Origin of the sequence: Clostridium ljungdahlii DSM 13528, assembly GCF_000143685.1 — a bacterium.
Taxonomy (GTDB): domain Bacteria; phylum Bacillota; class Clostridia; order Clostridiales; family Clostridiaceae; genus Clostridium_B; species Clostridium_B ljungdahlii.
In genome coordinates this window covers 1,351,485-1,371,552 of record NC_014328.1, presented here as the reverse complement: position 1 = coordinate 1,371,552, position 20,068 = coordinate 1,351,485, and the positions used below count along the sequence as shown (strand labels likewise).

Genomic DNA, 20,068 nt, shown 5'->3' with positions numbered 1-20,068 from the left:
GGATAAGTTCTTCTAAGGTTCAGATGGAGAAAAGGTATTCCTTATAAGCAAACTCCACCTGAACCTAAGAATCACTTGATTATGTGGTCAAATTAACAATTAATTAAAACTTATAAATTTTGAAGTTCTTTCTAAATTATTTAATATTTCTTCTTTTATTCTTATATCTTCCTCATCTCTACTTGCTAAAAGTCTTTTAGCTTCCCTATTAGCTTCTTTAAGTATATTTATATCCTCTACTAGATTAGAGAAAACAAGTTCATCTTCCCCGTGCTGCCTAAATCCAAAAATTTCTCCTGAACCCCTTATCTTCAGATCTTGCTCTGCAATAAAAAATCCATCATTACTGCTTCTCATTATCTCCATTCTTTTTCTTATTATGTCATTTTTAATATCTGCAATCAAAATGCAATATGATTTATAAGAGCCTCTTCCTACTCTTCCCCTCAACTGATGCAGCTGTGCAAGCCCAAATCTCTCTGCATTTTCTATTATCATAACCGTAGCATTTGGCACATTTATGCCTACTTCTATAACCGTAGTTGAAATTATAACTTTTATCTCGCCATTTTTAAATTTATTCATCTTTTCTTCTTTAAGTTTCGGCTGCATTTTTCCATACAGTATATCTATCTGTATGTTTTTAAAATATTTCTCTTTTAATTCCTCATATATATCTTCTACAGAACTTAAATCTAACTCCTCGTTTTCCTCTACAAGAGGACATACTACATATACTTGTCTTCCCCTCTTTATTTCCTCCAAAGCAAATTTATAAACTTTGTCTCTTGAATTTTTATCTCTGTAATAAGTATCTATCTTCTGCCTTCCTGGAGGAAGTTCATCTATAGTTGATACATTTAAATCACCATATAAATACAAACTCAAAGTTCTTGGAATAGGCGTAGCTGTCATAATAAGAGTATCTACATGATCTCCCTTATTTACAAGTTTACTTCTCTGTATCACTCCAAATCTATGCTGCTCATCTGTAACTACTATTCCTATATTTTTAAACTCCACATTATCTTCAATTAAAGCATGGGTTCCTATTATAATATCTATTTCACCCATTTTTAATTTTTCTTTTATTTCATCTTTATTTTTTGGGGTAACACTTCCACACAATAGTTCTATTTCTACGTCAAAACCCTCTAAAAGCTTCATAGCTTCTTCATAGTGCTGCTGTGCCAATATTTCGGTGGGGGCCATTAGAACTGCTTGATAACCGTTCTTTACTACATTAAAAATAGATATTAACGCCACTACAGTCTTCCCACTTCCTACATCTCCTTGCAGCAGCCTATTCATAGGAACCTCTCTTTTTTCATCTATAAGTATTTCTCTTATAACTTTATTTTGAGCTTTTGTAAGTTTATATGGTAATTTATTCTTTAGTTCTATTAACTCTGGAGCTATTTTAAAGGCTACCCCTTTTTTATTTTTCCCAAAATACTCTTTTAACATCAAAATTTTTAGAGAGTAAGTAAAAAGTTCCTGAAATTTAAGTCTCTTTTTCCCTTCTCTCAATTCTCTAAAATTAACTGGATTATGTATTATCCTTATAGCTTTATCCAAACTACAGAGCTTATATTTTGTAATTATCCACTTAGGTAAATTTTCATCTATACTCACTTTAGTAAGTACATAAGATATAAGTTTTATAAATGTATTGTTAGTTATTCCTGACTTTAAAGGGTATATAGGAAGTATTTTTTCTTCAATTTTGCTATTTGAATTAATATTTACCACTTTAGGATTTGTTATAACACTGTTTCCTCTGTAATGTTGGATTTTACCTGCTATTCTATATTCAGCATCTATCTTAAACTTCTTTTTCACATAAGGTTGATTAAACCATTTTGCCTTAAAAAGTCCATTTCTATTTTCAAAAACAATTGTAGAGATTATTTTACCAGTCCTAGTCCTTATATCTCTTTCTATCGAATTAACCTTACAATCTATCATGACCTTTCCTTCTGTGTTCCCTTTTAAATCACTGCAACTAGAAATAATATCATAATCTCTTGGAAAATATAAGAGCAAGTCAAGTATGTTGAATATACAACATCTGTTTAAGTTTTTACAAGTTACCTTACCTACTCCTTTTAAAGATCCGATATCCTCACTTAGCTTCACAAACTCTCACCTGCCTTCTTATTAAATACCAAAAATAAAAAAAGCTTTACGCTTTTTTTATTCAACAGAAACTATAAAATAGTATAAAGGCTGTTTTCCACTATAACATTGTACGTCCATTTCAGTATACTTCTTCTCAATTTCTTCTACAAAATGCTTTACTTTTTCTTCTTCACAATCTATACCATAATATATACTTATAAGTTCACTATCTTCTTTTATCATATGGTTTAAAAGCTCGCCACAAACTTCAAAAATGTCCTTTCCAACTTGCTCTATCTTTCCATCAATAAGTCCTAATATATCTCCCTTTTTTATGCTTATATCATCTATTTCTGTATCTCTAACCGCATAGGTCACAGAACCAGTAGTCACTGTAGTTAGTGCCCTTTCCATAGTACTTATATTTTCATCTATATCCATATCTGAATTAAATGATGTTATTGCCGTAATACCTTGTGGTATTGTCTTACTAGGCACAATCTTTACATTTTTATTGGATATTTCTTTTGCCTGATTAGCAGACATAATTATATTTTTATTATTAGGCAATATAATTATATTTTTAGCATTTACTTTATTTATACAATTCAATATATCTTCAGTACTGGGATTCATGGTCTGTCCGCCTTCTATTACGTAATCTACTCCCAAGTCCTCAAATATACTCTTAATTCCATCTCCCATAGCTACTGAAATAAGTGCATACTTTTGTGACTCAGTTTTTTCTTCATAACTAAGTTTCTCACTATCATAAGCCTTATCTTCATCAGAATTTTCCTCAAAATTTTCTATACTTAAAAGATGTCTGTGCTGTTCTCTCATATTATCTACTTTTATTTTTGACAGTTCCCCTAGCTTAATTGCCTCTGAAAGAATCCATCCTGGATCATTTGTGTGAATGTGCACCTTAATTATATCTTCATCATCCACCACTACCATAGAATCTCCTATGGTCTCTAACTTTTTCTTAAATTCATTTATACAAGTTCCTTTAGAATGGATAAAGAATTCTGTGCAATATCCATATTTTATATCCTGCTGTCCTAAATCTTTAACTGCAGATTTAACTTCTTTATCGTGAGCCTCTTCTACAACTACATTTTCCTTACCATCCCTTAAAACTTCCTGCATTCCTTGAAGTATTATTAGAAGGCCCATTCCACCTGCATCTACTACTTTTGCTTTTTTTAGAACAGGAAGCATGTCAGGCGTTTTATTCAATATAGTTCTACTATAACTACATACATCTTGAAGTAACTCAGTTATATCCTCTTTACTGGACTTAACAGCACTTTCGCCAGCAGCTCTTATAACAGTTAATATGGTCCCTTCTGTAGGACGCATAACAGCTTTATAAGCAGATTTTGCTCCCTCTTGTAAGCTATTTGCAAATTCTTCTGAATTTACCTGCTTTTTTCCCTGAAGACCTTTTGCTATTCCTCTAAATATCTGAGACAGTATTACCCCTGAATTTCCTCTTGCCCCCATAAGCGCACCTCTTGCTAATTGTTTAGAGATACTTTCTATAGAGCTATCTTTAGAATTACTTACCTCAAGTACTGCACTTTTAAAGGTCATAGACATATTAGTTCCCGTATCACCATCGGGAACAGGAAACACATTTAATGAGTTAACAAAATCTTTTTGATTCTCGAGTTTATTGCTAGCATTTACAACCATGTTGTAAAAGTGATGTCCATCTATATTTAAGTATTCCATTTTTACGAATTACCTCCCTAGACTCTAACACCTTGAACATTTACTGTAATAGTTGATACTTTGAGTCCTGTGTAGTTTTCTACATTATACTTTATCCTCTGTATTATACTATTTGAAATCACTGATATTTTTGTTCCATATTCCACTATTATATATAGCTCTATTATAAGTTCATTATTTTGAGAACGAACCCTTACTCCTTTATTAAAACTTCCACCTTTTATTAATTCCCAAAAGCCATCTTTTGCGTTTTTGGAAGCCATACCCACTACTCCATAGCATTCCATAGTTGATAACCCAACTATGTTTGCAACTACTTCTTCCGAATAGTCAATATACCCATTTTCTCCAGCAATACTAGCTATCATACAAAAACCTCCTTACTAAAGTATTATATTCTATAATACCATAAACATATTTTATATTAAATAAAACATTTATTCAAGGAAATATTAGCTCTATGAAAAAGGACATTTACTTAAATTTTACTATTTACTTGCACTTATTATGCTTTCTGTGATAAAATAAGTGGTGTTTGAATTTTAGAGGACTCATAAGGAGGTGTTTTTAATGTCAAAGAAGTGTGAAATATGTGGAAAAGGTGTAGTATTTGGAGTACAATACAGCCACTCCCACCGTCAATCTAAAAGGACTTGGACTCCAAACGTAAGAAAAGTTAAAGCTATAGTTAATGGAACACCAAAAACTATACATGTTTGTTCAAGATGCCTTCGTTCAGGAAAGGTTCAGCGTGCTATATAAAAAATAAAAATGCAGTTGTTTATATACAATTGCATTTTTGTTTTTAAGTACTTATTTTTTTTTAGTGAAAAATTTTATAATTGCAGATAGAACTCCTGGAAGCTTAAATGCAATAATTTTCATTAAACTACCCCCTTATCTATGATAACTTATTAAATACCATCCACAATAAATTAGTCCCATACCTGCAGCTATTATCCAGCCCCATATTGGGATAATAACTGTCATTAAAAATCCAACACCTATAGATAAAGCTATTAATCCTATTTTTTTCTTTGTCCTTCTTCTAATACAGCTTTTCTTTTTCACGTTATTATCCCTTAAAAATTGCTTTATACTATTATATGCATAATACCTTCATATCGTTACTACTTTTTATAATTACAAACTTTTAACCATCTATACTATTAAAAGTTTGTCTTATTGTCTGTTCAATCCTTACTGTGCATACACAAAAGCATACCGCTATCAAACACTATACGGGCTTCCTCTTCAATAAATTCATTAGATACTGTCCTTGCATCACCTAAAGCCAAATCATAATTACTTAACTTATATCTAGCACCTATTATATTTAAATTTTTGACTACATTGCAGTAGGCATGGAGGGAAAAGGTCTCTCCAGGATATCCTTTTATTGTCGTTGTCTTGCATAATAATTCAATAATATTATGTTCATCCTTTATATATGCCTTCACTCCACTGCGGTTACATTTTAAAAGCATACCTAAGTTGGCTAAAACATGGTCTATCCTGCTTCCAGTACATGCAAGCATTACTATCTGGTCTACTTCTAATTCCAGGGACTTTTCTACTGCAATTTCAGTATCCGTAAAATCCTTAGCCCTAGGATATGTATCTATAGAACATTTTTTACTTTTAAAAAACGTTAAAACATTCTTGTCTATAGAGTCAAAATCTCCAATTAAATAATCCGGTATAATTTTATACTCATAGAGACAATTTGCCCCTCCATCTGCACAAATCAAAATAGAATCTTCATCAATTTCCTCTTCAATTAATTTTCTAGATGGAGCACTGCCCCCAGATACTATGATTGCTTTCATTTTAAATTTCCCCTCTTAATAATCTTATGTTCTCTTCTATATTTCCACCCTTAAATACAGCAGAACCCGCTACTATTACATTAGCACCGCTATCTACTATTTTTGCTATATTGCCCTTTGAAACACCGCCGTCTACCTCTATCATTAAATTTTTGTTACATTTACTGCTTAATTCTTTTATGTACTTAAGTTTATCAGAACAATACTCTATATATTTTTGTCCTCCAAATCCTGGATTTACAGACATTATGAGAACCATGTCTAAATAAGGTATTAAGTACTTTATATTATCTACTAAGGTAGCTGGGTTCAGTGCAACTGCAGCTTTTACCCCAAAACTTTTTATATAATTTATAGTTCTATCTATATGCCTATCCGCCTCGAAATGAACTGTTATAATATCTGCTCCTGCTTTTACAAAATCCTCCACATATCTTGAAGGTTCTTCTATCATTAAATGTACGTCAAAAGGCAACTTTGTAAGAGGCCTTATGCTTTTAATAATAGGTACTCCAAAAGATATATTCGGTACAAAATTTCCATCCATTACGTCTATATGAATTAAATCGGCCCCATATTTGTCCAGACTTTTTATATCTTCCCCTAATTTTGAAAAATCTGCAGATAATATTGAAGGTGCTATTCTTATCATATGTTTCTCTCTCCTTAATTTATACTGCTATATGAGCAGCTCAATACTTTTTTTTACTTATAATTTCATTTAAAACCTTAATGTAAAACTCATATCTTTTTCTATCTATTTTGCCATCTTCAACAGAAGCTTTAATAGCACAATTCGGTTCTTTATAATGAAAACAACCTGTAAATTTACATTTCCCTATAAGGTCAGTAAACTCTGGAAAACAATACTGAAGTTTTTCCTCTGATATATCAGATATATCCAGAGAGGAAAATCCCGGAGTATCCACTATAAGCCCTTCTTCCAATTCTATTAGCTCACTATGTCTTGTAGTGTGTTTTCCTCTCTTCAATTTTTGACTTATCTCACCCGTTTCCATAATCTCTTTTCCTGAAATGGCATTTAAAATAGTAGATTTTCCAACTCCCGATGGACCACACAATACCGTAATATTTCCTTTAAGCTTTTCTTTAATTTTATCAATTCCACAATTCTCTTTTGCCGTTAAAAATATTACGTCATAGCCTATTTTTTTCATAGTATTGGCTATATCGGATTTTTCCTTTTCTTCTGCTAAATCCAGCTTATTAAAGCAAACTACTATTTTCAAATTATTCAATTCACAGCTTATAAGAAATCTATTTAATAGATCTTCATTTATTTCAGGACGGTTAAATGCAAAAACTACCAGTGCCTGGGTTACATTAGCTACAGCAGGTCTCTTCAATTTAGTTTTTCTAGAATAGATTCTATTAATAACTCCCTGCTCTTTTTCTAGTGCAATATCAACTTTATCTCCTACCATAGGGGAAAGTGAATTATGCCTAAACTTTCCCCTTGCCTTACATTCAATTACCCCATTATCTGTTTTTATATAATAAAATCCTCCTATACCCTTAACTATAGTTCCCTGCATAAATTCCTCCTAATTTGTTTTATCTGAATTTCCTGTACCACCCGTATTTGTATTTCCATTGTTTCCTGTACCTCCATCAGAAGAAGAACTGCCTGTGCCGCTTCCATTATCAGATTTACTTCCGCTAGACCCGCTTCCGCTTCCTGTATCGCTTCCATCCTTACTTTGTCCGCTGCTTCCAGTGCTTTTTCCTCCAGTTGGGGTTCCTAAATTACTACTTTGATCATTTTGAGTTTCTTTATATTCATAATAAGTTAAGCTTACCGTAGTACCTTCTTTAACTTGCTGTGATCCTCCTATGCTTTGGCTTGTTACAACTCCACTCTGAGATTTATCTGAAGTAGCTACTGGATTTCTAGAAACCTTAAGTCCTGAACCTGCCATTATAGAAGCTGCTTCTTCTATGTTTTTGCCTGAAACATCTGGTACTGTTACATATTTTGCATCTGCTCCCTTACTTACCACAAGATTTACTTTTGTACCATTTTGAGCTTTACTATCTGCTGTAGGATCTTGGCTTATAACATCTCCTTCTGCTACATCGTCACTGTGTCTGTAAGATACATTTCCCAAAGTAAGCCCACTGTTTGATATAATATCCTTTGCAGTAGCAAAATCTACCCCAACCAAATTTGGAACAGTCAGTGAATCAGATCCACTGCTTATAATTACCCTTACATCTGAGTTTGATTTTACCTTTGTTCCTGATTTAGGAAAACAATCTATTACTGTTCCTTCTGGTTTGTCACTTTTTTCTTTGCCACCTATTACAAAATTAAGCTTTTTGCTTTCTACTAACTGTTTGGCATCATCCTGTTTCATGCCTACAATACTCGGCACAGTTATGTCTCCGCTGCTATATACCTTGTTATACCAAATATATCCTGAAATTATACCTATTACAACTACAAGAACACCTATTGCGGTGGTCAATATTCTCTTTTTCTTTTTAGGGTCTAAGTTTAATTTAACTGGTTTTCTTGCTGGCTCTACTTCATCATCATAATCGTCCTCATTTTTATAAGCATTGTTTACATCTACAGGATCCATTATCCTAGTCATATCACCACTTAAGTCATCATCTGACAAATTGATTTTTTGATTATTTTCTATCTTTTTCAAATCCACTAACATATCTTCCATTGTCTGATATCTTCTTATAGGCTCTTTTTCCACAGCTTTCAGAATAAGTCTATTTAAACTATCTGGTATATTTTCATTTAACTGATTTGGTGGAACTACAGGTTCTTGTATATGTTTTAGTGCTATTGATACAGGACTTTCTGCATCATAGGGAACACGTCCTGTAACCATTTCATACATAACTATGCCAAGGGAGTAAATATCTGTTCTAAAGTCTACAAAGCTTCCTTTTGCTTGTTCTGGGGAAAAGTAGTGTGCAGAACCCATTATCTTATTAGAATTAGTTATTGTAACTGAATCCGAGGCTTTGGCTATACCAAAGTCCGTTACTTTTACTATACCATCTTCTGTCACAAGAATATTATGAGGTTTTATATCTCTATGTATAATATTATTCTTATGGGCACATTTCAAAGCTTTAGCTATTTGAATAGCTACTTCTACTGCCCTTGCAGGAGGTATTTTCTTTTCTTCTTTTATTACTTGTTTTAAAGTCTTTCCAATAACACATTCCATTACTATGTAGTTTATATCCTTCTGTGTACCTACATCATATATGTTCACTATATTATTATCTGAAAGACTTGCTGCTGCTGCTGCTTCCCTTTTAAATTTCTCTACAAATTCTCCATCACTTGAAAATTCTTCTTTGAGAATTTTAACAGCTACGTTTCTGCTCAAGAGGTGGTCTTTGGCCCTATAAACAATAGCCATACCTCCCTCTCCTATTTTTTCAAGCAACTCATATCTATTCCCTAGCATAGTCCCTATCATTTTTTACACTCTCCTTCAAATACAATAACTGATATATTATCCTTTCCACCTCTAAGCTTACTTAGTTCTATTAGCTGCTTGCAAGCATCTTCGTTATTGTTATTCATTATTATATCATACATTTCGTTCATATTTACTCCATTAGATAGCCCGTCAGTACACATTATTACTCTATTTACATCTTCTAAATTTACTTTAAATATATCTACTTTTACAGACTTATTAGTTCCAAGCGCTCTTGTTATTATATTTTTGTTAGGATGAATTGCAGCTTCTTCTTCAGTTATACTACCTTCATCCACCAGTTGTTGTACTAAAGAGTGATCTTTAGTCACTTTTGTTATACCATCATATTTTACAACATAGCAACTACTATCCCCTACATTTGCTACTATCATATCTTTATCTTTTACAAGGCAGACTGTTATAGTTGTCCCCATTCCACCAAATTGACTGTTGCTAATAGAAAGTTCATAAATTTTATCATTTGCTACACTTACAGCTTTTAATAAATCTTCCTCCATATTTGATGTTTCATTTGATTTCATGTAAGAAATGGTTGTTTCCACAGCAATCTTGCTGGCTACCTCTCCTGCATTGTGTCCACCCATTCCATCTGCTATTACATATAAGTTAAAATTTTTACCATTATAGAAATCTACAAAATCTTCATTTAGCTTTCTTACCTTACCTACATCTGATAAGATCCCCACCATTTTCTACACCCTCTCTATAACTTTTTCGATTTTAAATAACTTCTCCTCAATTGTCCGCAAGCAGCGTCTATGTCTGAACCCATTTCTCTTCTTATAGTAGTCTCTATTTTATTCTTAATCAACCTATGGTAAAATTTCTTTACATCATCAGAAGAAGATTTTTTTAAGTTATTTTCCTTAACTTCATTGACTGGTATTAAATTAACATGGCACAATAATCCACTTATAAGTTCAGTTAATTCATCACAACATTTTAAACTGTCATTTACTCCACTTACCAAAGCGTATTCAAAAGATACCCTTTTACCCGTCTTATCTATATAATACTTACATGCATCTATTACATCTTTTATGGAATATTTATTTGCAATAGGCATTATTTTTTTTCTCATAACGTCATTTGGAGCATGTAGTGATATGGCCAAAGTTATCTGAAGATCCCTATCTGCTAAATCCTTTATCTTAGGTACTATACCACAAGTTGACAAGGTTATATGTCTTTGGCCTATGTTGAAACTGTACTCAGAATTTACTATTTTTAAAAACTTCAAAACATTTTCATAATTATCTAGGGGTTCCCCACTTCCCATAAGGACTATATTAGATATCCTCTCTCCTATTTCATTCTGGGATTTTAAAATTTGGCCTAACATTTCTCCTGCTGTCAAGTTTCTAACCATTCCATCTATTGTAGATGCACAAAACTTACATCCCATCCTACATCCTACTTGAGTTGAAATACATATGGAATTACCATGTTTATATTTCATAACTACAGTTTCCACCATATTTCCATCTTTATATTCATATAAAAATTTAAAAGTATCTCTAAATTTTGACTCACATTTTTTAACTAATTCAGTAGTACCTATGTAAAAATTTGTTTTTAACTTTTCTAGTAACTTCTTAGGTATATTGGTCATATTATCAAAATCGCATTGACCATTTTTATATATCCAGTCCATTATCTGTTTTGCTCTGAATTCACTTTCACAATTGTCTCTCATCCAACTTTTCAATTCTTCCATATCAAAGTCAAGAATATTATCCATATATTGCACCTACCTATGTTTTATCATTTTTGCAATAAAAAATCCATCCATATTATCATCGGGCAATATAGTTATATATCCCTCTTTATGATAAATTATGTTGTCAAAATCACCACAATAAATTTTTTCTAATTTATACTGAGGATTTTCTCTAATAAACCAATTTATGTTATCTTCATTTTCACTTTTATTTAAGGTACAAGTAGAATATATAAGTTTTCCACCATCTTTTACATATCTTGAAGCATTTAACATGATTTTTCTCTGCACATTTATAAGGCTATTTAAAGACTTCATACTTTTGTTCCATTTAATTTCAGGTTTCTTTCTTACTATTCCTAGTCCTGAGCATGGCACATCTATTAGCACTCTATCTGCTGTAGCTTCAAACTGTTCTACATATTTTTCCGCATCTAACTTATTACATTTTATGTTTTTAATATCCATTCTATTTGCGTTTTCTTCTACAAATCTTAATTTATTCTCATGTAAATCATAGGCATATATTACTCCTGTATTTTTCATAAGTTCTGCCATATGGCAGGACTTTCCTCCAGGTGCACTGCACATATCAAGTACGGTCATATTTTCTTCCGGGTCTACAATATGTGCTACAAGCATGGCACTTTCATCCTGTACTGTTATATATCCTTTTTTAAAAAGTGGATTTTCCTCTATATTGCTGCCTCTATTTATTACTACAGCTTCCTTGCATATTTTACCTTTTTGTATGTCATATCCATTTTTTAAAAGTTCATCCCAAACACTTTTATAATCAATTTTTAATCCATTAACTCTAACTGTAACTTTGGGTATGTAATTAAGTGATTGTAATATACTCTCACCTACAGCTTCTCCATATTGATGAATAAAAAGCAAAGTCATCCACCTTGGAAATGAATATTTAAAACACAAGTTATCTATTTTATTGTCCTTATGTTCACAGTGCAAATTATCTTTATTTCTCAAGTAATTTCTTAAGACTCCATTGACTAATTTTGAGAGCCCCTTTGACTTTTTTTTCGAAAGTTCTACGGCTTCATTTACTACTGCAAACTCAGGTATTTTATCTAGGTACCTGAGTTGATATATAGAAATTCTCAGTATATTTACTATATCTATATTCATCTTCTTTAAACTACTTTTTATGAAATCATCTAGTATAGTGTCAATAGTATACATATATTTTAAAGTACCATATACTATTTCAGTAACTAAAGCCTTATCCTTTTTGTTTAAATTATTCTTATTTAAATACGTATTTAAAACTTTATTAGAATATGCATTACTTCCCAATACCTCATTAAGTATTTCTACAGCTGTACTTCTTGCTCCATTCATCTTTTTACCTCTAACTTAAGATATTTTCAAAGAAATAACCAGTCAGTACGCTAGCCTATTTTCTTTAAAATGTCTAAAATATATATTTTTAATCTCTGTCCCTACTTATATATATAAGTCTTAATAAATTAGCTATAGCCGTTAACGCTGCAGCTACATAAGTCATTGCAGCAGCACTTAAAACAGATCTAGCTCCAACTAACTCATCGGAATATAATATATTTCTTCTTTCTAATATTTTTAATGCTCTACTTGACGCATTGAATTCTACTGGAAGAGTTATTATCTGAAACAAAACTACTAAAGTAAATAAAATTATACCTATATTCACAAGTCCCTTAATTCCTAAAATAATTCCTGCTAAAAATAGTATCCAGGACGCACTAGAACCAAAGTTAACTGCAGGTACAATGGAATTTCTTATAATAAGTGGTACATACCCGTTTTTGTGCTGAATTGCGTGCCCTGTTTCATGAGCTGCAACCCCAATTGACGCCACAGAATTTCCATAATAAACTTCTTCTGAAAGTCTCATAACTCTTTTTGAAGGATCATAGTGATCACTGAGTTTTCCTGGTATCAGCTCTACTGGTACATCATATAAACCACTGCCATCTAAAAGCATCCTAGCTACCTGAGCACCTGTATATCCATTTTGACTTCTATATCTTGAATATTTATTAAAAGTGGACGATACTTTATACTGTGCCCAAGCTGCTACTAAAATCGCAGGAATGAGTATAATAAAACTGCTGTCAAAGAAAAACATAGGTTAACCACCTCCACAAATTACTTTTTTAATACAATGTTTTTTTCTATAGAATGTCCTTTTATATATTCACTTACATTCATGGGTTTTCTTCCAGGAAATTGTATTTTTTTTATGAGTACAGTGCCATTTCCACAGGCAACTTTAATTCCATTTTTGGATACATCTATTATACAGCCTGGTTCCTCACCACAACTTTCATCCAAGCACTCCACCTCATATATTTTCATATTATCATTCTTATATTGAGTATATGCAATAGGCCATGGATTTAAACCTCTTACAAAATTTTTTATGTCTTTACAATTTAAATTCCAATTTATCTTTGCCATACTCTTATTCAACATTCCAGCATACTCAGTTGTAGTTTCTCCCTGTTTTTTTCTTACAATATCACCTTTTTCCAGTCCTTTTAATGTTTTGACCAATAGTTCTGCTCCATCTTCCATAAGCACATCGTGGAGTTCACCAGCTGTCATAATATCTGTAATTTTAACATTGCTGCTTAAAAGCATATCTCCTGTATCAAGCCCTGTATCCATAAACATAGTAGTATTTCCACTTTCACTTTCTCCATTTATAATACACCAGTTTATAGGTGCTGCTCCCCTATATTTAGGTAAAAGTGAAGCATGAAGATTTATGCATCCATACTTAGGTATATCCAGAACTTGTTTTGTAAGTATCTGTCCATAGGCAACTACCACTATGAAATCTGGTCTTATCTTTGTTAAAGCAGAAATTGCCTCTGCATCATTTTTTAACTTAAGGGGTTGATATATTGGAATATCGTGTTTAAGAGCCTCTTCTTTAACTTCGGAAAAACATAACTTTTTACCTCTCCCCTTTGGTTTATCTGGTTGAGTAAATACAGCTTCAACATTAAATTCCTCTATTAATCTTTTTAAAGATGGCACCGAAAATTCAGGTGTTCCCATAAAAACTATATTCATTACTTAGTTACCTCACCTTTTTTTATGATTTTATCTATGAAGAGTATGCCATTTAAATGGTCTATTTCATGGCAAAGTGCTCTGGCAAGCAAATCCTCACCTTCTATTACAATCTCTTCACCTTTCTCATTTAATGCTTTTACCTTTACTTTCTTTGGCCTTTCAACCTCCCCTTCACTTCCGGGTATACTCAAACATCCTTCTATATCTACGGCTTTACCCTCAGAATATGTAATTTCTGGATTCACTAGTTTTAAAATCCCTTCTCCAACATCTATAACTATAACTCTCTTTAAAACACCCACTTGAGGTGCTGCAAGTCCTACACCATCTTCTTCATAAAGGGTTTCCTCCATGTCATCTAACAGTACATGGATTCTTTCATTTATTTCCTCTACTTTCCTACTTTTTTTTCTTAATATACTATCTCCATATTTTCTGACAGTTCTCAAAGCCATATTATTTGCCGTTTCAATGAAATCTAATATATATTGATAGATTTTTTACGGCTTATTCAACTCCTTCCTGTTTCATATTGATAATTGCGTCTAAATTAATATATCTTACAACATACTGTTAGGATTCCTATCTATACTAACTCTTATATCATTATAAACATCTTTCAATAAATCATAAACTACTTCTTTAACATTTTGTGCAATATTTATGGTTATCTTTCCTTTTAATATTATCTGCCACCTGTACAATTCCTTTATTTTTGATATTTGACAGGGACATGGTCCTAATATTATAATTTTATCATCTTTTTCAAGAAGTTTTTTTAAGAATATACCAACATTTTGTATATTTTTTATTAATACATTTTCATTTTTACTATTCATATTTATAAGAAGTATATCTGCAAATGGGGGATAACTCATATTTTCCCTTATTCCAATTTCTTCCCTATAAAAACTATCGTAATCATTTTTAGCTGCATATCTTATGCTGTAATTTTCAGGATTATAAGTTTGAATAATTACTTTTCCAGGCTTTTCTCCTCTACCTGCCCTTCCTGAAACTTGGGTTATAAGTTCATATGTCCTCTCTGTAGATTTAAAATCCGGCAAATTAAGGGACAAATCTGCAGCCACTACACCTACTAAAGTTACATTTTTAAAATCCAAACCTTTTGCTACCATTTGAGTTCCTATAAGTATATCTGCTTTTCCCTGTTTGAATGTATTATAGATATTTTCATAAGAATTTTTACTTCTTGTAGTATCAAAATCCATTCTAAGTGTTCTTGCTTTAGGGAAATAAGCTTTTATCTGGTTTTCCACCTTTTCTGTTCCCACACCAAAATATTTAACATATTTACTGCCACATTTAGGGCAAACTTTAGGTACTTCTATCCTGCTTCCACAATAATGACAAACAAGTTTTCTTTGATTCTGGTGATAGGTATAGGATATATCACAATTATTGCATTTAAATACATAACCACATTTTCTGCAAGAAACAAAGGTGGAATAGCCTCTCCTATTTAAAAACAATATTATCTGTTCACCCTTTGAAAGTCTGTTACAAATACATTGATAAAGTTCCCTACTGAATATAGATTTATTGTTATTTATAAGTTCCTGCCTCATATCTACAATTTCAACTTCTGGCATAAGTGCCCCATCTGCTCTGTTTTTTATATCTATAAGTTCAATTTCACCAGTCTTACATTTATAATACGTTTCTATAGAAGGTGTGGCTGAGCCAAGTATCATTTTACAATTGTATTGTTTACATTTCATCTGTCCAATTTCTCTAGCATTATACTTTGGATTACTGTCTGATTTGTAGCTCCACTCATGTTCTTCATCTATTATTATAAGTCCTAAGTTATTAAATGGAAGAAATACCGCAGATCTTGCACCAATTGCAACTTTCACCTGGCCAAGCTTTACCCTCATCCATTCATCATATCTTTCCCCATCTGATAATTTGCTATGAAATACACTTATATTTTTTCCGAATCTTCCTTTAAATCTTTCAACCATTTGTGGAGTAAGTGCAATTTCCGGCACCAGTATTATGGATTCCTTACCTTTATCCATAGCCTTTTCAACAAGATGCATGTAAATTTCAGTTTTACCACTACCTGTGACTCCATGAATCAAAAATATGTTTTTATCTGAGTTTATTATATTGTCTACTGCATACTGCTGCTCACTATTCAGTACCTTTTTAGAATACGCTCTATACTGTCTTACATCATACCTATCTACAGTTTTCTCATTAACCACAAGAAATCCATGTTTTATCATAGTATTTATAGATGATAGGGATAATTTATAATTTTTGCTTATAAAGTTCTTAGTGTATACTCCATTGTTTTCTTTTACTACTTTATATATATCTATGTATGGTTCTTTATTAAAGTTTCCTTCTAAATCTTTACCAATATAAATTAGGCTTTCCTTTTTCTTTTTCATTCCTTTAAGTGTTCCCCTCGGAATAAACACTCTTATACATTCTAGATATGTACACAAGTATATTTCTCTCATTTTTTCTATAAGAGTTAAATCTTCTTTTGTAAAAAGCGGGAATTTTTCACATATATCACTTATTTCTTTAATTTTCCTGCTTTCTATATCATCTTCATATAACCTAACTACAAATCCATCTAATTTATTGTTTCCCATACCAAAAGGTATTTTTACTCTAGAACCTATACTAATTTTTCCACTTAACTTATCTGGTATTTTATAGGTAAAAATTTTATCTAATTTTACAGAACTATTGTTTACAATTATACCTGCATATGTATACACTAAATCACCCTTTATATAAACATTAAATAAGAGAGGTATTTTAAATTTAAACCCCTCTCAAACATTTAAACCGATATTTTAGATAAATCAAATTACCTTTGGGATAGTATATTGAATAAATTTCGAGCAACTTCTCTCTTACTCATCTTATTTAAATCTACCTTTTTTCCATCCCTTGATAGTATTGTTACCCTGTTGTCATCTGAAGCAAATCCTGAATCAGATGCCGTTATATTATTGGCAACTATATAGTCAAGATTCTTTTTCTCGAGCTTCTTTGAAGCATTCTCCAAAAGATCGTTGCTTTCAGCAGCAAATCCAACTAGAATTTGATTTTTCTTTAATTTCCCAAGTTCCTTCAATATGTCCACATCACTAATAAAAGCTAATGAAAATTCATCTTCACTTTTCTTTATCTTCCTTTTGGAATAATCTTTTGTTTTATAATCAGATACTGCAGCAGCTTTTATTACTATATCTTGTCCTTGAAAATTATCAAGCACAGCCTTTAGCATCTGTGCATTTGTCCTTACATTTATAAAATTAATTCCAAATGGAATATTTAGCTTTGTAGGCCCAGATATCAAAGTTACATCTGCACCTCTGTCCCTAGCCTCTTCGGCTATGGAATAACCCATCTTTCCTGAAGACCTATTTGTTATATATCTTACTGGATCTATATCTGCTATAGTCGGTCCTGCAGTTACAAGAACCTTTTTTCCCCGTAAGTCCTTAATACCATAAAGCATACTTTCAATTACCTGAGCTATAAAATCAGCATCTGGAAGTTTTCCTTCTCCACTATCGCCACATGCCAATCTTCCTACAGCTGGTTTTATGAATTCATATCCAAACTTCATAAGTTTATTTATATTATCCTGCAGGATTGGATTGGAATACATATTTGTATTCATAGCAGGTGCAAAAATTACAGGAGCCTTAGTTGCCATGATAGTTGTAGTTAAAAGATCATCTGCTACTCCACTTGAAACCTTTCCTATTATGTTAGCCGTAGCAGGAACTATTGCTACCAAATCCGCTTTTTTTGCAAGAGAAATGTGTTGTATTTCAAAAGCTCGTGGTTCTTCAAACATATCAGTGTGTACTATATTTTGACTTAAAGTCTGGAAAGTAAGGGGAGTAACAAATTTTGCAGCAGACTTTGTCATTATTACATTTATATCAAAGTCCTTTTTTTTCAACCTACTTATAACATCTAGTGATTTATAAGCTGCTATTCCACCAGTTACCCCTATGACAACTGTTTTCTTGCCATTTACCATTATTTAATTCCCTCTTTTACAGTTTCATAGGTAATCAAATCTTGATCTATTTCATTAATAGCTATAGTAACTGGTTTAGTTGAATCCACATCTACAAGTGGTTCCGAATCCTGAATTAGTTGTCTTGCCCTTTTAGCTGTTATAGTAACTAAAGTATACCTATTATCTACCTTTTTAAGTAAATCCACAATAGATGGATTTATCATTGAATTATTCATATAAAATACCCTCCTTAGAATTTAATATTTCATCTTTAATCCTATCTACTCTACATTTTTCAGCTGTAATAATGCTCTCTATATTTTCCACTGCATTGTCTACAGTATCGTTTATAACCGCATAATTATATTTTGAAACATAATTTATTTCCTTATAAGCTGACTTAAATCTTAGATTCAAGGACTCAGGTGTTTCACTTCCCCTACCTATAATCCTGTTTTTAAGTTCTTTCATTGAAGGCGGAAGTATAAATATAAACACCCCTTCTGGATAGCTTTCTTTTACCTTTAAGGCTCCCTGAATATCAATTTCAAGCACTACATCTTTTCCTTCATCTATAGCTTTCAAAACTTGAGACTTAGGTGTACCATAATAGTTTTCATAAACTTTAGCATACTCTAAAAAATCCTTATTTTTTATTTTGTCCTTAAAAGTCTCCTCGGTCAAAAAATAATAATTTACTCCATCTACCTCCCCTTTTCTTGGAGACCTAGTAGTAGCTGAAGTAGAAATCCAAAAATCATTTTTTTTCAGCAATGCCTTGCAAACTGTACCTTTTCCAGTTCCAGAAGGTCCTGATATGACAATTAGCAATCCTTTTCTTGACATTATTCCTCAACCTCACCAATATCATCTTCACCATCTTTGGAAGACAATCTATGTGCTACAGTTTCAGGTTGAACTGCTGAAAGTATTACATGATCACTATCTGTTATTATAACAGCTCTTGTTCTTCTTCCATAAGTAGCGTCTATAAGCATTCCTCTATCTCTTGCTTCCTGAATTATTCTCTTTATGGGAGCGGATTCTGGACTTACTATAGCCACCAATCTATTTGCTGAAACAATATTTCCAAATCCTATGTTTATTAATTTTATACCCATACATTTCCTCCTATCTTACTCCACGTTTTGTATTTGCTCTCTTATTTTTTCTATTTCGTTTTTTATATTTAATGTAACTTTAGTTATATCCAGATTTGTTGATTTGGAAGCAATTGTATTTGCCTCTCTATTCATTTCCTGTAGTATAAAATCAAGTTTTCTTCCTACAGGTTCCTTCAATGTTAATGTCTCTTTAAATTGTACTATATGGCTATTTAGCCTTACAATTTCTTCATCAATACAAGATTTATCTGCAAATAGTGCTATTTCCATTGCAACTCTATTCTCATCTACCGGATATTTATCAAGCAAATCCTTCAACCTTTCTGAAAGCTTTTCTTTATATTCCTTTACTACTTGAAAAGATTTATTTTCTATAGTATTTAGTAAAGTTTGAATAGAACTGCATTTTTCAAGTATATTTTTTTCTAGTTTCTCCCCTTCTTTTTCTCTCATACCCACTAGCATTTCTAATGCATCATTAAAAGCAGTTAATAAATACTTCCATATATTTCCAAGATCAGCATCGTCTTTTTTTACAGTTATAATTTCTGGAAATTTAGCAATAAGTGAAAGAGATATATTGTCTTTTATATTGTATTTTTCCTTAATAACATTTAAACATTCTACATAGCTATTAGCTAAACCTTCATTTAATACAGCCTTTGTAGCCTGATCTTCAAAGTTCATTTGAGTTATAAAAACATCTACCTTACCTCTATTTATTTTTTGCTGAACAATTTTTCTTATTCTGTCTTCCAGAGGCATAAGACTTTTTGGCATTTTAATATTTAAATCACAATATCTATGATTTACACTTTTTATTTCCACTATAAAACTTTGTTTTTCACTTTCTATAGTGCCTCTTCCAAAACCAGTCATACTTTTAATCATTATAATTTCATCCTTCCATGAAGCCTCAT

At 31.8% G+C, this 20,068-nt stretch carries 21 protein-coding genes; 1 reads left to right on the top strand and 20 read right to left on the bottom strand.

Annotated features, from left to right (window positions below):
- Window positions 1-99: 99 nt before the first annotated feature.
- Genes recG through CLJU_RS06220 form a run of 3 tightly spaced genes read right to left on the bottom strand, consistent with a single transcriptional unit; the run spans window position 100 to window position 4,229 of the window.
- Window positions 100-2,139 carry an ATP-dependent DNA helicase RecG gene (recG, locus tag CLJU_RS06230; RefSeq protein ID WP_013237935.1) on the bottom strand — a complete coding sequence of 680 codons (2,040 nt, stop codon included), beginning with the start codon at window positions 2,137-2,139 and terminating at the stop codon, window positions 100-102.
- Between the two features lie 57 nt (window positions 2,140-2,196).
- A complete protein-coding gene (locus CLJU_RS06225) occupies window positions 2,197-3,861 on the bottom strand; it encodes a DAK2 domain-containing protein (RefSeq protein WP_013237934.1) in 1,665 nt (554 codons plus the stop codon).
- A gap of 17 nt (window positions 3,862-3,878) precedes the next feature.
- Complete coding sequence (locus tag CLJU_RS06220; protein WP_013237933.1) at window positions 3,879-4,229, bottom strand: Asp23/Gls24 family envelope stress response protein; 351 nt, start codon at window positions 4,227-4,229, stop codon at window positions 3,879-3,881.
- Window positions 4,230-4,431: 202 nt separating this feature from the next.
- Here CLJU_RS06220 and rpmB point away from each other — a divergent pair, with 202 nt between their 5' ends.
- Window positions 4,432-4,623 (top strand): 50S ribosomal protein L28, encoded by a 192-nt coding sequence (rpmB, locus tag CLJU_RS06215; RefSeq protein ID WP_013237932.1) that lies wholly within the window; start codon window positions 4,432-4,434, stop codon window positions 4,621-4,623.
- Window positions 4,624-4,758: 135 nt separating this feature from the next.
- Here rpmB and CLJU_RS22555 read toward each other — a convergent pair whose 3' ends face one another.
- The 17 genes from CLJU_RS22555 to CLJU_RS06135 form a co-directional block, all read right to left on the bottom strand.
- The gene (locus CLJU_RS22555) at window positions 4,759-4,932 is read right to left on the bottom strand and encodes a hypothetical protein (protein ID WP_013237931.1); all 174 of its coding nucleotides are present in this window, start codon (window positions 4,930-4,932) and stop codon (window positions 4,759-4,761) included.
- A 122-nt stretch (window positions 4,933-5,054) separates the two neighbouring features.
- Window positions 5,055-5,690: a thiamine diphosphokinase gene (locus CLJU_RS06210; RefSeq protein WP_013237930.1), complete on the bottom strand. Its 636-nt coding sequence runs from the start codon at window positions 5,688-5,690 to the stop codon at window positions 5,055-5,057.
- Window position 5,691: 1 nt separating this feature from the next.
- Window positions 5,692-6,342 carry a ribulose-phosphate 3-epimerase gene (gene rpe / locus CLJU_RS06205; protein ID WP_013237929.1) on the bottom strand — a complete coding sequence of 217 codons (651 nt, stop codon included), beginning with the start codon at window positions 6,340-6,342 and terminating at the stop codon, window positions 5,692-5,694.
- Window positions 6,343-6,382: 40 nt separating this feature from the next.
- Complete coding sequence (gene rsgA, locus CLJU_RS06200) at window positions 6,383-7,246, bottom strand: ribosome small subunit-dependent GTPase A (protein ID WP_013237928.1); 864 nt, start codon at window positions 7,244-7,246, stop codon at window positions 6,383-6,385.
- Between the two features lie 9 nt (window positions 7,247-7,255).
- Window positions 7,256-9,163, bottom strand: coding sequence for a Stk1 family PASTA domain-containing Ser/Thr kinase (gene pknB, locus CLJU_RS06195; protein ID WP_013237927.1), 1,908 nt, complete (start codon window positions 9,161-9,163; stop codon window positions 7,256-7,258).
- Window positions 9,160-9,879, bottom strand: coding sequence for a Stp1/IreP family PP2C-type Ser/Thr phosphatase (locus CLJU_RS06190; protein WP_013237926.1), 720 nt, complete (start codon window positions 9,877-9,879; stop codon window positions 9,160-9,162). The genes pknB and CLJU_RS06190 overlap by 4 nt, the downstream gene beginning before the upstream one ends.
- Window positions 9,880-9,893: 14 nt before the next feature.
- Entirely contained in the window at window positions 9,894-10,931 is a 1,038-nt protein-coding gene (gene rlmN / locus CLJU_RS06185; RefSeq protein WP_013237925.1) for a dual-specificity RNA methyltransferase RlmN, read from the bottom strand.
- 9 nt (window positions 10,932-10,940) lie between these two features.
- Entirely contained in the window at window positions 10,941-12,272 is a 1,332-nt protein-coding gene (gene rsmB, locus CLJU_RS06180; protein ID WP_013237924.1) for a 16S rRNA (cytosine(967)-C(5))-methyltransferase RsmB, read from the bottom strand.
- Between the two features lie 88 nt (window positions 12,273-12,360).
- Entirely contained in the window at window positions 12,361-13,041 is a 681-nt protein-coding gene (locus CLJU_RS06175; RefSeq protein ID WP_013237923.1) for a zinc metallopeptidase, read from the bottom strand.
- Window positions 13,042-13,061: 20 nt separating this feature from the next.
- Window positions 13,062-13,994, bottom strand: a complete 933-nt coding sequence (fmt, locus tag CLJU_RS06170; RefSeq protein WP_013237922.1) for a methionyl-tRNA formyltransferase — start codon at window positions 13,992-13,994, stop codon at window positions 13,062-13,064.
- Complete coding sequence (def, locus tag CLJU_RS06165; RefSeq protein ID WP_013237921.1) at window positions 13,994-14,452, bottom strand: peptide deformylase; 459 nt, start codon at window positions 14,450-14,452, stop codon at window positions 13,994-13,996. The genes fmt and def overlap by 1 nt, the downstream gene beginning before the upstream one ends.
- Before the next feature lie 105 nt (window positions 14,453-14,557).
- Complete coding sequence (gene priA, locus CLJU_RS06160) at window positions 14,558-16,759, bottom strand: primosomal protein N' (RefSeq protein ID WP_013237920.1); 2,202 nt, start codon at window positions 16,757-16,759, stop codon at window positions 14,558-14,560.
- Window positions 16,760-16,851: 92 nt separating this feature from the next.
- Window positions 16,852-18,042 (bottom strand): bifunctional phosphopantothenoylcysteine decarboxylase/phosphopantothenate--cysteine ligase CoaBC, encoded by a 1,191-nt coding sequence (coaBC, locus tag CLJU_RS06155; protein WP_013237919.1) that lies wholly within the window; start codon window positions 18,040-18,042, stop codon window positions 16,852-16,854.
- On the bottom strand, window positions 18,042-18,260 hold the full coding sequence (rpoZ, locus tag CLJU_RS06150) for a DNA-directed RNA polymerase subunit omega (RefSeq protein ID WP_013237918.1): 219 nt from the start codon (window positions 18,258-18,260) through the stop codon (window positions 18,042-18,044). Before rpoZ ends, coaBC begins: the two co-directional genes overlap by 1 nt.
- Window positions 18,253-18,870, bottom strand: a complete 618-nt coding sequence (gene gmk / locus CLJU_RS06145) for a guanylate kinase (protein ID WP_013237917.1) — start codon at window positions 18,868-18,870, stop codon at window positions 18,253-18,255. The genes rpoZ and gmk overlap by 8 nt, the downstream gene beginning before the upstream one ends.
- Window positions 18,870-19,145 (bottom strand): extracellular matrix/biofilm regulator RemA, encoded by a 276-nt coding sequence (gene remA, locus CLJU_RS06140; RefSeq protein ID WP_013237916.1) that lies wholly within the window; start codon window positions 19,143-19,145, stop codon window positions 18,870-18,872. Before remA ends, gmk begins: the two co-directional genes overlap by 1 nt.
- A gap of 15 nt (window positions 19,146-19,160) precedes the next feature.
- Window positions 19,161-20,039: a YicC/YloC family endoribonuclease gene (locus CLJU_RS06135; RefSeq protein WP_013237915.1), complete on the bottom strand. Its 879-nt coding sequence runs from the start codon at window positions 20,037-20,039 to the stop codon at window positions 19,161-19,163.
- Window positions 20,040-20,068: the final 29 nt, after the last annotated feature.

Excerpts from the sequence above, each read along its gene's own strand:
- pknB (WP_013237927.1), bottom strand. The coding sequence starts at position 9,163 with ATGATAGGGACTATGCTAGGGAATAGATATGAGTTGCTTGAAAAAATA.
- gmk (WP_013237917.1), bottom strand. The coding sequence starts at position 18,870 with ATGTCAAGAAAAGGATTGCTAATTGTCATATCAGGACCTTCTGGAACT.
- rsgA (WP_013237928.1), bottom strand. The coding sequence starts at position 7,246 with ATGCAGGGAACTATAGTTAAGGGTATAGGAGGATTTTATTATATAAAA.
- rpmB (WP_013237932.1), top strand. The coding sequence starts at position 4,432 with ATGTCAAAGAAGTGTGAAATATGTGGAAAAGGTGTAGTATTTGGAGTA.
- fmt (WP_013237922.1), bottom strand. The coding sequence starts at position 13,994 with ATGAATATAGTTTTTATGGGAACACCTGAATTTTCGGTGCCATCTTTA.
- def (WP_013237921.1), bottom strand. The coding sequence starts at position 14,452 with ATGGCTTTGAGAACTGTCAGAAAATATGGAGATAGTATATTAAGAAAA.
- remA (WP_013237916.1), bottom strand. The coding sequence starts at position 19,145 with ATGGGTATAAAATTAATAAACATAGGATTTGGAAATATTGTTTCAGCA.
- CLJU_RS06220 (WP_013237933.1), bottom strand. The coding sequence starts at position 4,229 with ATGATAGCTAGTATTGCTGGAGAAAATGGGTATATTGACTATTCGGAA.
- CLJU_RS06210 (WP_013237930.1), bottom strand. The coding sequence starts at position 5,690 with ATGAAAGCAATCATAGTATCTGGGGGCAGTGCTCCATCTAGAAAATTA.
- rsmB (WP_013237924.1), bottom strand. The coding sequence starts at position 12,272 with ATGAATGGAGCAAGAAGTACAGCTGTAGAAATACTTAATGAGGTATTG.
- rlmN (WP_013237925.1), bottom strand. The coding sequence starts at position 10,931 with ATGGATAATATTCTTGACTTTGATATGGAAGAATTGAAAAGTTGGATG.
- rpoZ (WP_013237918.1), bottom strand. The coding sequence starts at position 18,260 with ATGAATAATTCAATGATAAATCCATCTATTGTGGATTTACTTAAAAAG.
- rpe (WP_013237929.1), bottom strand. The coding sequence starts at position 6,342 with ATGATAAGAATAGCACCTTCAATATTATCTGCAGATTTTTCAAAATTA.
- coaBC (WP_013237919.1), bottom strand. The coding sequence starts at position 18,042 with ATGGTAAATGGCAAGAAAACAGTTGTCATAGGGGTAACTGGTGGAATA.
- CLJU_RS06190 (WP_013237926.1), bottom strand. The coding sequence starts at position 9,879 with ATGGTGGGGATCTTATCAGATGTAGGTAAGGTAAGAAAGCTAAATGAA.
- CLJU_RS06175 (WP_013237923.1), bottom strand. The coding sequence starts at position 13,041 with ATGTTTTTCTTTGACAGCAGTTTTATTATACTCATTCCTGCGATTTTA.
- CLJU_RS06225 (WP_013237934.1), bottom strand. The coding sequence starts at position 3,861 with ATGGAATACTTAAATATAGATGGACATCACTTTTACAACATGGTTGTA.
- CLJU_RS06135 (WP_013237915.1), bottom strand. The coding sequence starts at position 20,039 with ATGATTAAAAGTATGACTGGTTTTGGAAGAGGCACTATAGAAAGTGAA.